The 11,343-nt window shown below is 64.0% G+C and carries 12 protein-coding genes and 1 tRNA gene; 3 read left to right on the top strand and 10 right to left on the bottom strand.

All coding sequences use genetic code 11. The features are described 5' to 3' along the window. Positions 1 to 7: 7 nt before the first annotated feature. The 3 genes from K9B35_RS08190 to K9B35_RS08180 all read left to right on the top strand — a co-directional run bounded on the left by K9B35_RS08190 (position 8) and on the right by K9B35_RS08180 (position 2,803). Positions 8 to 1,213: an MFS transporter gene (locus K9B35_RS08190; RefSeq protein WP_224921338.1), complete on the top strand. Its 1,206-nt coding sequence runs from the start codon at positions 8 to 10 to the stop codon at positions 1,211 to 1,213. A gap of 97 nt (positions 1,214 to 1,310) precedes the next feature. Beyond that, positions 1,311 to 1,397, top strand: a tRNA-Leu gene (locus tag K9B35_RS08185). Positions 1,398 to 1,570: 173 nt separating this feature from the next. Beyond that, entirely contained in the window at positions 1,571 to 2,803 is a 1,233-nt protein-coding gene (locus K9B35_RS08180) for a tyrosine-type recombinase/integrase (RefSeq protein ID WP_224921691.1), read from the top strand. Positions 2,804 to 2,805: 2 nt separating this feature from the next. Here the strand turns inward: K9B35_RS08180 and K9B35_RS08175 are convergent, their stop codons facing one another. The 10 genes from K9B35_RS08175 to K9B35_RS08130 all read right to left on the bottom strand — a co-directional run bounded on the left by K9B35_RS08175 (position 2,806) and on the right by K9B35_RS08130 (position 11,336). Then, positions 2,806 to 3,018, bottom strand: a complete 213-nt coding sequence (locus K9B35_RS08175) for a helix-turn-helix domain-containing protein (RefSeq protein ID WP_224921337.1) — start codon at positions 3,016 to 3,018, stop codon at positions 2,806 to 2,808. Continuing rightward, positions 3,015 to 3,230: a DUF2274 domain-containing protein gene (locus K9B35_RS08170; RefSeq protein WP_224921336.1), complete on the bottom strand. Its 216-nt coding sequence runs from the start codon at positions 3,228 to 3,230 to the stop codon at positions 3,015 to 3,017. The genes K9B35_RS08175 and K9B35_RS08170 overlap by 4 nt, the downstream gene beginning before the upstream one ends. Positions 3,231 to 3,239: 9 nt before the next feature. Beyond that, a complete protein-coding gene (locus K9B35_RS08165) occupies positions 3,240 to 4,457 on the bottom strand; it encodes a TrbI/VirB10 family protein (protein ID WP_224921335.1) in 1,218 nt (405 codons plus the stop codon). Beyond that, positions 4,454 to 5,308, bottom strand: a complete 855-nt coding sequence (gene trbG, locus K9B35_RS08160; protein ID WP_224921334.1) for a P-type conjugative transfer protein TrbG — start codon at positions 5,306 to 5,308, stop codon at positions 4,454 to 4,456. The genes K9B35_RS08165 and trbG overlap by 4 nt, the downstream gene beginning before the upstream one ends. Continuing rightward, the gene (gene trbF, locus K9B35_RS08155; protein WP_224921333.1) at positions 5,305 to 6,111 is read right to left on the bottom strand and encodes a conjugal transfer protein TrbF; all 807 of its coding nucleotides are present in this window, start codon (positions 6,109 to 6,111) and stop codon (positions 5,305 to 5,307) included. Before trbF ends, trbG begins: the two co-directional genes overlap by 4 nt. Further along, on the bottom strand, positions 6,111 to 7,415 hold the full coding sequence (trbL, locus tag K9B35_RS08150; protein ID WP_224921332.1) for a P-type conjugative transfer protein TrbL: 1,305 nt from the start codon (positions 7,413 to 7,415) through the stop codon (positions 6,111 to 6,113). Before trbL ends, trbF begins: the two co-directional genes overlap by 1 nt. Before the next feature lie 129 nt (positions 7,416 to 7,544). Beyond that, positions 7,545 to 8,291: a P-type conjugative transfer protein TrbJ gene (gene trbJ / locus K9B35_RS08145; RefSeq protein ID WP_224921331.1), complete on the bottom strand. Its 747-nt coding sequence runs from the start codon at positions 8,289 to 8,291 to the stop codon at positions 7,545 to 7,547. Then, positions 8,291 to 10,741, bottom strand: coding sequence for a conjugal transfer protein TrbE (trbE, locus tag K9B35_RS08140; RefSeq protein ID WP_224921330.1), 2,451 nt, complete (start codon positions 10,739 to 10,741; stop codon positions 8,291 to 8,293). The genes trbJ and trbE overlap by 1 nt, the downstream gene beginning before the upstream one ends. Next, positions 10,735 to 11,010, bottom strand: a complete 276-nt coding sequence (locus tag K9B35_RS08135) for a VirB3 family type IV secretion system protein (protein ID WP_224921329.1) — start codon at positions 11,008 to 11,010, stop codon at positions 10,735 to 10,737. Before K9B35_RS08135 ends, trbE begins: the two co-directional genes overlap by 7 nt. Then, the gene (locus tag K9B35_RS08130) at positions 11,007 to 11,336 is read right to left on the bottom strand and encodes a TrbC/VirB2 family protein (protein ID WP_374581286.1); all 330 of its coding nucleotides are present in this window, start codon (positions 11,334 to 11,336) and stop codon (positions 11,007 to 11,009) included. The genes K9B35_RS08135 and K9B35_RS08130 overlap by 4 nt, the downstream gene beginning before the upstream one ends. Between the last annotated feature and the right edge of the window lie 7 nt (positions 11,337 to 11,343).

Raw genomic sequence — 11,343 nt, 5'->3', positions numbered from 1 at the left:
GGAGAGGGTGACGACCGATAGCGGTTCAGGCGGCGCGGCAGGGCGCGGGATGGGCTTCATCCTGCTGGTCGCGCTCGCCAATGCAGGCGGCGTCATCGCCTTTTTGCCGCTGCTCAGCCTGTTGCTGCCGGTCAAGATCGCGGAGATTGCGGGCGAGGCGCGGATCGGCCTGTTCACCGCGACGGTGATCGCCGGGGCACTCGCCGCAAGCATCGCCAACATCGCCTTCGGATGGGCCAGCGACCGCGCGCTCGCCCGGGGCAGGCAGCGGCGCCCCTGGGTGGTGCTCGGCCTGATCCTGCTCGCCGCGTCCTTTGTCGCGGTGGCGCTGGCGCAGACCCCCGCCGCGATCATCCTCGCGATCATCCTGTTTCAGGTCGCGGTGAACGCGCTGCTCTCGCCCATGTTCGCGATCATGGCGGATGAAGTCCCCGGCGCGCAGATGGGGCTCGCCGGCGGACTGATCGCGCTCGGCTCCCCGCTCGCATCGGCGGTCGGCGCGCTGATGATCGCGCTCGGGCTCGCCGGAGCGGGCGCACAGCTCGGCTTCGTGTTCGCCGCAGTGCTGATCTGTGTCGTGCCGTTGCTCCGCGTCCCGGCTCGTCCCGCAGCGCCCGCGAGTGGCGGCGCCCCGGCCCGCTTGCTCGGTCGCGACCTCGCTATCGCCTGGACCGCGCGGCTGCTCGTCCAGATCGCGGGCAACGTGTTGTCGCTCTATCTCGTCTATTATTTCGTCAGCATCGACCCCGATCTGTCCGCCGCGCAGCAAGTTGGCCCGATCGGCCAGTTGATGACGATCGCCTATCTTCTCCCCCTCCCCGTCGCGATCCTTCTCGGGCGCTGGTCGGACCGGATCGGGCAGCGCAAGCCCTTCCTCCTCGGCGCAGCCACCCTCGCCGCGATCGGCCTGCTCGGCCTCGCCCTGGCCCGCGACTGGTCGATCGCCGCCCCCGCGTTCGCGCTGTACGCAATGGGCTCGTCGGTGTTCCTGTCGATCCATTCGGGCTTCGCAATGCAGCTGCTTCCCAGCGCACAGAACCGCGGCCGCGACCTCGGCCTGATCAACCTCACCAACACCCTCCCCGCCTTGCTCGGCCCCGCCCTCGCCTGGGCCCTCGCAACACCACATGATTTCGGTCCGGTCATGCTGCTGCTCGCCGCACTAACCCTGATCGGCGGCGCGCTCGTCCTCGGCATCCGCCAGCAACGCTGAGGGAGAGGCGAGAAAAAATCGAAGCGCTGCACAAATTTGCGAGCGATGGCGGTTGACAGCCGCGGGACGCAACCGTAGGTGCGCTCGCCTACCCCGTGCCCAGATGGCGGAATTGGTAGACGCACCAGCTTCAGGTGCTGGCGATCGCAAGGTCGTGGAGGTTCGAGTCCTCTTCTGGGCACCAGAGGCCTTTCCGGCGACGTCCGGGAAGGTCCAGTAAGCAGCTGGTTTTACAGCATATTTTCAGTGAAAATCGCCGAATGGAATCCGGGCTCATCCACCCGAATCCATCGGCAGCACCATCAAAATGATGGTGTTTTTGATGGTGCCGGCGAGCCCTTTGGAGCTAGCACCATCATGGCACTGAATCACATCCAGATCACCAACGCCAAGCCCAGGGACAAAGCCTACAAGGTAGCCGACTCCGAGGGGCTTTACCTTCTCGTACAGCCGAACGGCGCGAAGCTCTGGCGTATGAATTACCGTCACCTTGGTCGGCAGAAGACACTGTATTTCGGGGCCTGGCCCGAGGTGGGAATCGCAGCGGCACGCCAGCGACGGACCGAAGCGAAAGAGCAGATCGCCGCCGGACTCGATCCGTGCGCAGAGAAGAGACTCTCTCGAATCGCGGAGAAGATCGCATCCGACAATACGTTCAAGACGGTTGCCGAGGAGTGGCTCGACAAGATTGAACGGGAGGGTCGGGCGCATGTCACGCTGGAGAAGATTCGCTGGCTATTGGGCATGGCCTATCCCACGATCGGCAACCTGCCGATCTCAAAGGTCACTGCGCAGGACGTGCTTTCCGTGTTGCGCAAGGTGGAGGCAACTGGGCGCTACGAGAGCGCCCGCCGGATGCGCAGCGTACTAAGCCGCGTCCTTCGCTATGGCATCGCAACCGCCCGAGCAGACCGCGACGTAGCGGCCGACCTTCGCGGTGCCCTCATCACACCCAAGGTCACGCACCTTGCAGCCATCACGACGCCGAAGGAAGCTGGTGCGCTGATGCGCGCGATCGAAGGCTACACTGGCCACGAGATTACTGCGGTCGCACTTCAGCTATCGCCGTACTTGTTTGTCCGGCCAGGAGAGTTGCGCAAGGCCGAATGGGCCGAAATTGAAGCGCAGAATGCAATCTGGTCGATCCCGGCGGAGAAAATGAAAATGCGCCGCCCGCATCGGGTGTCGCTGTCCCGACAGGTCATGGCGCATCTCGATCACCTTCATACGCTCACCGGACATGGGAAATACCTGTTTCCATCCTTCAGGTCGGCGGACAAGCCGATGTCGGAGAACACGATCAACGCAGCGCTTCGCCGGCTTGGCTACAGTCAGCAGGAGATGACCGCGCATGGCTTTCGCGCCATGGCAGCAACGCTGCTCAACGAGATGGGCATCTGGAACCCCGATGCGATTGAAAAGCAGCTCGCTCACCTCGACGGCAGCGCGGTGCGCCGCGCTTACACGCGGGGAGAATATTGGGACGAGCGAGTCCGAATGATGCAGCACTGGTCGGACCATCTTGACCAGCTGCGTGACGGCGCAGCAATTTTTCGTCCGATCTTCGGGAGCGGAGGCGGTCGACGATAGGGTTAGCCGCCGACCAGCTCCTTGAGGCTGCGATATGGTATGAGTGTCGACCGACCGACCTTGACCGTCTCAAGATCGCCAGACTGGATAAGTTCATAAAGTCGAGAGCGGCTGATCCCCGTGATCTGGACCGCTGTCGCGATGCGCACGGACAATGGCTCGATCGCGACACCGCCATGCTCATGGTTCCGCGTCGGCAGGGAGGGTGAAGTCATGATTTCGCCTTCCCGCGGCTGAAACCGCGATCGCTCTCAAGAAAGGAGCGAAGCATATAGGGGATCAGGTCAGTCACCTGCTCCGACTGACCATAGGCATCCCGATAGGCTTCCGCGTAGTCCGCCAGCAACTGGTTCAGGTCCGGCGTGATGGTGATGGTGAGCTTGATCGGCGTGCGATCAGGCAGCTTGGTCAGCTTAATGGTTGGCATCGTTGTCTCCTAGCCGCGCCAGGGCGCGAGAATCAGGTCGCGATGGACGACCAGCCGAACAGGGGCGCCGGGCCGGATCGTGATGGTCGGCTGAACTTGCAGGTTGCGCGACGTGATCTGGTCTCCAGCGCGGGAGACATTCTGCTGGGTCGATTCCCGAATTGCTTGAACGAGATCGCTTTCACCGGAGAAGGAGAGGTTGGCACCGACGCCCAACAGCGTTGAAATCGCGACGCCCTTGAGCAGCGTCCAGGTGTGGAAGTCGACCTTGTCGGCGAGTCCCGCATAGCCCGACGGGTCGGTCGCGGGGACGTTATCTAGCCGGATCGAACTGCCGTCGGGCAATATGATCCGCTGCCACACGATCAGCGCGCGCTTCTGCCCATACGCTACGACGCTGTCATAGCTGCCGATCAGCCGAGCGCCCTGCGGAATGAGCAGGATGGAGCCGGTTGCGCTGTCATAGACCCGTTCGGTGACCTGGGCGGTGACGAGGCCGGGGAGATCTGACCTAAGACCGGTGATCAGACCTGCGGCGATCACGCTGCCGGCTGAAAGCATATTTGGTGATGCAGGTGGGGTCAGCCGATCACCGTTGACGTCGCCGCCGGAATCGCGCTTGGCCACAAAATCGGCCTTGCGCTGCTGGGCGTTGGGATCGCGGTCCGGGTTGACTGCAGGCCGCGGCGCATCGGCGCTTGCCACCGGTGCCAGAGGCAATGCTGCCTGAGCCTCAGCGGTCGGGATTGGACGACTGCCCGACTGAACGAGCAACCCGGATTCTCGCGCAGCTCTCAATTCAGCAGCGCGCCGCTCACGTTCGGTTGCTGCCGCCTGATCGGCCCGGGCTGCCTCTCCTTCCACCGGCTCGGTTCCCATTGCGCGCTGATGATCGAGAATGGGTCGGCCGAGATCACCAGGCAACGGCGGTCCGAGCTTGGGTACGTCGCCATAGCCGCCCGGAAGTGCGCTGAGCGCGTCGGTAGGGGGCTTCGCAATGATTGTCCGATCGTCAGCCTGGCCTACGAGCTGCAGATTGGATGGCCTGAGCGCAACCCAGGCGGTTGCGACAAGGCTGACGGAGCCGAGCGCCGCGATCGCCACGATGGCACCGCGCTTGAAACGGATCGCCCGCGCCGGCTGGGCGCGAAGTGCCAGTGTTTCCGGATCAGCCTTGCCGGGCGCTGCTTGGACATCAGTCGCCGGCCGATCATTCCCGTCGGTCATGATCCCCTCCGTGTCTTAGCGCCAGCCGCCAGCCGGCTGATGCGGACGACCTGCTGATTCTTCGTGCCGAGACGAAGCTCCGCAGCATCGAAGATCCGATCGACCACGTAGAAACGGCCCTTCACCCGATAGTTGACCAGCTGGGCCTCGCCCTTTGCGTCCACCAGAAAGATCGGGGGAGCCACCCCGACAGCGAGCGACGCAGGAAACTCGATGAACGTCTGCCTGCCATCGTCGAACGCGCGTAGCGGCCGCCAGGAAGGACGATCGCCCGATACGACATAGTTGAAATGAAGAGTTTCCACCTCGATGCCGGCGGCCACCGGGGCCATTGCCTCGGCGGCCGTGGCCGCGCGTTTGAGGGCGATCAGCGCATCCTGCGGATAGGTCCATGAGAGCGCAGCCATCGCCGTCTTCCCGACGCTGGTGAGCGCAATATGATAGCTGCGGCGGTCAGTGGTGATCACAAGGTTGGTCGACAACCCAGCACTGAACGGTTTGACCAACACATGCGTACGCTTCGCGGTGCCCGATCCGCTGGTCGTATCGCCGATAACCCAGCGAGCCGTGTCGCCGCTGGCTACCGCCACGAGCGTTTCCCCTGGCTGGAGCGCAATGTCGGTAACCCGCCCGGGTGCGGTCATCACGCGATAGATTGCCCCTTCCGTAAAGGGATAAACCTGAACGGCATGCAGGAAACCATTTGCAGCGGGTTCGATGGTTGCAAGGCGGTTGGCGGATGCGACCGTCCGTTGCGTCGGGCTGCTTTGAGATGGTGAAGCCCCGGCCGCATGCGCTGCTGGCGGAAGGGCAAGCACCAGCAGGGATGGCACTGCAAGGTAGCGGATCATGGCTGTGTCTCCGGATTGGGGGTCGGTTGTGCGGCAAGGTTCGGATCGAGCGGCGAGCCCAGCGGCAGGTTGTCTGAGGACGGAGGCGGCGGCGTGCGCGCCGGGGCGGTGACCGTTGCCGGCTCGATCTCGCGGCTCCAGTCGATCGCATCGACGTAGATGCCGAGCGGATTCTTGCGAATCGTGTCCGCCGATACGGGCGGCTTCGTCACGATCGTCAAAATCCCCGTCCAGGTCGATGATCCCCCCGCACTCCCGCGCTCGTAGGGCGTTTCGGTCCATTTCACCTGAAACGATCGCTCCGAGGCGCGGACGACGCTGGTCACCTGCACCGCCACGGTTCGCTCGCCGATCCGGGCGAACGGGTCCGCAGCCCTTGCATAGTCGTCGAGGGATCGGGCGCCGCGCTCGGTCACGAAGGCGTAGGCTGATAGCCAGTCGCGGCGCATCAGCACCGGGTCGAGCGAAACAGCGCGAACATTTTCGATGAACTTCGCCAGATGCCAGGCGATCTGTGGGTCTGTGGGCTTGTATCCAGCCTCGGCCTCGGTGACCGCCCGTGCCTCGCCAAGACGATCGACCTCGACCACATAGGGCGTGACCCTGCTCTGGAGTGACTGCCAGATGAGTGCGGCAGACATGGCGCAGGTGAGCGTCAACGTTCCGAACGCCATTAGCCGCCAGTTTCGGGCCTGAACCCGGGCCGAGCCGATCCGCTCGTCCCACAGCTGACTGGCACGTTGGTAGGGCGTTTCGGGCTGGGGTGTCCGTCCGTAGCGCTGGACGGCGCGCTTGAAGATCATCAGTCGTCCCTTTCCTTGATGTCGGGGTGAGCGGAGGCACCGCCACGATCGCCCTGTTGAATCGAGTGCAGTGCGATCTGACGGTGATGACGAGCGTTTTGCTGCGCGCGCATCGATTGAGCCCATTCGGGCGCTCCTTCGCCGACAGTCGTTGAGGAGGCAGGCTCACCTGCGCCGGACCGATTGAGCGCGTTCCAGGCAGCCGTGCGGCCGCTCGATGCGGCTTCGCCAAGCCCGAGCGCGCTCGACGCGCGATCGCGGGCGGCGTTACCTGCGGCGCGGGCGACGCCGCCAAGGCCGGCAGCCATGGTCGGCGACGGGGCGGTGTCCTTGCCGAGCGTGTAAGCGGTCGATGCAGCCGATCCCATTGATGTCCCGGCGCGGACCGCGCTGAGCGCACCGCCCCCGATCGCGCTGGCCGCGCCCATCGTCGCACCGCCGGCAAGCATGGTGACGCCCGCCGCGCCGGCGGCCGTACCGAGCGCAGCGCCTGCACCCAGCTGCGGCGCGCCCGCTACCAAACCGGAGGCGATGCCGGGACCGAAGATACCGAGGCCGAACAGCGAAAGCGCGCCGAGCGCGAGGCTCATCGCGGCACCGAGATCGGGCTCTTGTCCCTGCATCGAGGTGGTAAACTCGGCGAAAAAGTTCGAACCGATGCCGACGATGACCGCGAGCACCATCACCTTGATGCCCGAGCTGACCACATTGCCAAGCACGCGCTCGGCGAGGAAGCTGGTGCGGTTCCACAGCGCGAACGGCACGAGGATGAAGCCGGCGAGGCTCGTCAGCTTGAACTCAATGATGGTCACGAACATCTGCACGGCGAGGATGAAGAAGGCGAGGATGACGATCGCCCAGGCAAACAGCAGGACCATGATCGTCAGGAAGTTCTCGAAGAAGCTGACAAAGCCCATCATGCTCGAGGCCTGCTCGAGCAGCGGCCAGGCGGCGCTGAAGCCGGTTGATGCGACTTGTCCGGGGCGAAGCAGGTCGTCGGCCGACAGCGTGCCGCCGCCAGCCGTCAGTCCGGCCTGGGCGAACGATTTGAAGATGATGTCAGCAAGCGTCGAGAAGCTGTTCAGGATGAACGCGAACGCACCAATGTAGAGGATTTTCTTGAGGAACCGGCCAAGGACGTTGTCGTCGCCACCCATTGCCCAGAACAGGCCAGCGAGCGTGATGTCGATCCCTATCAGCGTCGCGGTGAGAAATCCGACGTCATTGCCGAGCAGCCCGAATCCGCTGTCGATGTAGCGGATGAAGGCCTGCATGAAGCGGTCGATGACATTGAGATCTTGCACGGTTCGGCAGCTTTCGACTTGAGTAAAGGTGTCGCGGAGCCCGCCACCCGGGGGCAAAGGCAAACGGACTCCGCGACGAGGCGGCGCGATCGGGGAGCTGGACTGCGCCGCCTCAGCTCGTCACCGCGCCTATTCGCGCGTGTAGGCTTGGCCGGTGCCCAGAAATTTCCGGGTGCGTTCCCGCCCTTCTGCCTCGGCCTGTGCACGACGCGCGGCTTCGGTTGCTTCGGCGCGGTATTGCGCCGCCATCATCTTCTGGATCTGGAACTGCTGCTTGGCGGTGAGTGCCAGTAGCTGGTTCGTGGCTTGTTGGGCTTGCAAGCCGCCCTCAGCGCCCTGGCTCTTCGCAACGATCTCGCTCAGCGTCCCGGCATCAGCCTGCACGTTGGTGACGATCTGGGATTGCACGCCCATCGCCTGCCGGAAGCCCGACATTGCGGCATCGAGCCGCGCTTTGGCGGCGACCACCTGTTTGTTGGTGGTCAGTGCCTGATTGAAGTCCTTGGGAAACAACTGGCTGAACTGCTGGTCCAGGCCATCGACCCTGAAATCGATCCCTTGCGCCTGCCCCATCAACCGGTCGATCGCAGCCAAGTTCTGGTTGAGCTGCTGGAGTTGCGGAAAGTCGATCCGGCTGAGGTTCTTCGCCTGATTGATTAGCATCGTCGCTTCGTTCTGGAGCGACTGGATCTGATTGTTGATCTGGGTGAGCGTGCGCGCCGCAGTGAGCAGGTTCTGGCTGTAGTTGGTCGGGTCGAATACGCTGATTTGCGCGCGTGCCGGGGTGCTCGCACTGGCGAGCCCCATAGCCAGCGAACCGGCGGTTCCGATGCTGAGCGCGGACGCGATCAGGACTTTGCGGGTGACAATACGCATTACACTTCTCCTTCTTCGGTGGGCGCGAAATTCGGGAAATCGGCGAGGAGGTCGGCGGCCCAGTCGAGACCAGCTTGCTCAAGGAAGCGGGCCGCGAAATTCTCGGGGCCATGCTCCGCCAGCAGCGCGTCGATGCGCGCCTGGGTTGCCGGATCGGACGCACCGCACAGCGCGAGCGCGATTGGCCCGAGGCCGAGCTCGAACAGCCGATTGCCGCGCGCCGATTGAAGGTAATATTGCCGCTTCGGCGTTGCGCGGCTTACCAGCTCGATTTGCCGGTCATTGAGTCCGAAACGCTCATAGGCGGCCCGCGATTGCGGCTCGATCGCGCGGTCGTTGGGCAGCAAAATGCGCTGCGGGCAGCTCTCTATGATCGCCGGCGCGATGCTGCTGTCGGCGATATCGGCGAGGCTCTGCGTTGCGAACAGCACCGCGACATTCTTCTTGCGCAGGGTCTTCAGCCATTCGCGAATGCGCGCGGCAAAGATTGGATGATCGAGAAAAATCCAGGCCTCGTCGAGAACGAGTAGCGTTGGCCGACCGTCGAAGCGCTCTTCGAGGCGGTGGAAGAGATAGGTCAGAACCGGGGCGACCACCCCGGCCTGTCCCATCAGCGCCTCGGTTTCGAAGCACTGGATGTCCGCGAAGGCGAGATGCTGTTCAGCCGCGTCCAGGAGACGCCCATAGGGGCCGTCGAGCGTATAGGCGGTCAGCGCGATGCGTAACGCATTGGACTGGAGTAGCATGGCCAGTCCGGTCAGCGTCCGCTCCTGAGGTGGTGCCGATGCGAGGCTGCAAAGTGCGGACCACACAGCGTCCTTGACCTCGGGGGTGACGATGACCTTTTCGTGGGCCAGCAGCGCCGCGATCCATTCTGCCGCCCAGCTCCGTTCGCTGGGATCATCAACGCGGCGAAGCGGCTGGAACGCCAAAGTGTCGCCGCTATCCGCGCCGAGACCCAACGCATGATGCGCGCCGCCCATCGCCAGCACCGCCGCGCGTGCCGAATAGCCCTTGTCGAAGATATAGAGTTGCGAGCCGGCATAGCGCCGGAACTGCAATGCGATCAGGGCCAGCAGCACCGACTTGCCAGCACCGGTGGGACCGACGACGAGCATGTGCCCGACATCGCCGATATGGGTCGACAAGCGAAAAGGGGTTGATCCACTGGTCTGCGCATAGAGCAGTGGCGGGCCGTCGAGATGGCGGTTGCCAGCAGGTCCTGCCCACACCGACGACAGTGGCATGAGATGGGCGAGATTGAGGGTATGGATCAGCGGCTGGCGCACGTTCGCGTAAGCCTGACCGGGCAGCGACGACAGCCACGCTTCGACCGCGTTGATGCCTTCGCGCAAGCATGTGAAGCCGAGGCCGTTGACGATCCGCTCGACCGCGCGAACCTTGTCCTCTGCGCGAGCGCGATCGGAGTCCGACACCGTGATCGTCGTAGTCAGATACCCAAAGGCAACGTGATCGCCGCCGAGCGTCTGGAGCGCAAGGTCGGCATCGACCACCTTGTTATCAGCGTCGCTGTCGAGAAGCTGGGCTGGCTGGTTGTACATCACCTCGCGCAGCAGCGCGGCGATCGACTTGCGCTTGTTGAACCATTGCCGCCGGATCTTCGTCAGCGCCTTGGTCGCATCGGTCTTGTCGAGGGCAATGAAGCGCGTGACCCAGCGGTATCCGAAATCCTGATGGTTGAGCGCATCGAGAATGCCGGGTCGACTGAGGTTCGGAAAACCGGGGATGGTGAGGGTGCGCAGATGCAGATCGCCGAGCCTGGGCTCAAGCCCGCCGGTCAGCGGTGTGTCAGCGAGCAGCGCATCGAGATAGATCGGCGTTTCCGGCACGACGACGGGGTGACGACGGCTGGAAACGGTGCCGTGGAGATACGTCAGCGTCTCCCCGTCGTTTAATGGGCGCACCTCCGGCATGAAGCTGGACAGAAGGTCGAGCACGCGATCGCTTTCGGCGATGAAGCCGGAGAGGCTGGCGTGCCAGTCGCGCCCTTTGGCGTCGTCGGGTCGCTCGACGAGTGTCCGTCCTGCCGCATCGCTACTGTCGGCATCCGGCAGCCAGACCAGCGTGCCGTGAAAGCGGCTCTCGAAATGCTGGCCTTGGGCCTCGAAACTGGCACGCCGCTCCTGATCGATCAGCCACGACGCAGGATCGGGAAAGACATTTTCAGGATAGCCCAGTGCTTCGCGCCGTTCGGCCTCGAAGAATAGCGCCCAACCCGACCCATGCCGCTTGAGGACGTTGTTGGCGCGCGCGCAGGCGGAGACGAGCTCCGCCTCGGTCGCGCTTTCGAGGTCGGGACCGCGAAACGCGAAACTGCGCTGGAAGCTGCCATCCTTGTTGAGGACGATTCCGGGTGCGACCAGCGCCGCCCAGGGCAGATGATCGGCGAGCCGGTCGGCACGGCTGCGATACTCGGCGAGGTTCAGCACGCCAGATATCCCTTCTGACGCAGGTGGCGGAGCAAAACGGCTGCGAAATCAGGATCGCGGCGCGCGGCGAAAACCGCGATGCTGTGTCCGACTGCCCATAGCGCGATCCCGACCAGCCATTGCTGGAGGCCTAGCCCGATGGCCGCTGCGACCGTACCGTTGACGATGGCGATTCCGCGCGGCGCGCCGCCAAGCAGGATTGCTTGCCCGAGGCTCGCGTGGATCGGCGCCTCGAAGCCCGCAACATGACCGGTGTCCACGGGGCTCATGCGACGAGCGCCCCGCCGCCAAAGCTGAAGAAGGACAGAAAGAAGGACGAAGCGGCGAACGCGATCGAAAGGCCGAACACGATCTGGATCAGCCGGCGAAAGCCGCCCGAGGACTCGCCGAAGGCGAGCGTCAGGCCGGTGGTGATGATGATGATCACCGCGACGATCTTGGCGACCGGTCCCTGGACAGACTCGAGAACCTGTTGGAGCGGCTGCTCCCAAGGCATGCCGGACCCGCCGGCCTGTGCTGCGCTCGCCAAGGTGAACGAAAGGCCGAGCGCCAGGCCGGTCAGGAAAAAGCGCTCGCGGTTGGGGATATGAAGCATACGCATG

It is taken from the genome of Sphingomonas sp. R647 (genome assembly GCF_020177055.1).
GTDB lineage: Bacteria > Pseudomonadota > Alphaproteobacteria > Sphingomonadales > Sphingomonadaceae > Sphingomonas.
This window is presented reverse-complemented; position numbering and strand designations above follow the sequence as displayed.

Coding starts and splice junctions, on each gene's coding strand:
- trbG (WP_224921334.1), bottom strand. CDS start 5,308: ATGATCCGCTACCTTGCAGTGCCATCCCTGCTGGTGCTTGCCCTTCCG.
- K9B35_RS08175 (WP_224921337.1), bottom strand. CDS start 3,018: ATGACTTCACCCTCCCTGCCGACGCGGAACCATGAGCATGGCGGTGTC.
- K9B35_RS08130 (WP_374581286.1), bottom strand. CDS start 11,336: ATGCTTCATATCCCCAACCGCGAGCGCTTTTTCCTGACCGGCCTGGCG.
- K9B35_RS08165 (WP_224921335.1), bottom strand. CDS start 4,457: ATGACCGACGGGAATGATCGGCCGGCGACTGATGTCCAAGCAGCGCCC.
- trbF (WP_224921333.1), bottom strand. CDS start 6,111: ATGATCTTCAAGCGCGCCGTCCAGCGCTACGGACGGACACCCCAGCCC.
- K9B35_RS08180 (WP_224921691.1), top strand. CDS start 1,571: ATGGCACTGAATCACATCCAGATCACCAACGCCAAGCCCAGGGACAAA.
- trbJ (WP_224921331.1), bottom strand. CDS start 8,291: ATGCGTATTGTCACCCGCAAAGTCCTGATCGCGTCCGCGCTCAGCATC.
- K9B35_RS08135 (WP_224921329.1), bottom strand. CDS start 11,010: ATGAGCCCCGTGGACACCGGTCATGTTGCGGGCTTCGAGGCGCCGATC.
- K9B35_RS08170 (WP_224921336.1), bottom strand. CDS start 3,230: ATGCCAACCATTAAGCTGACCAAGCTGCCTGATCGCACGCCGATCAAG.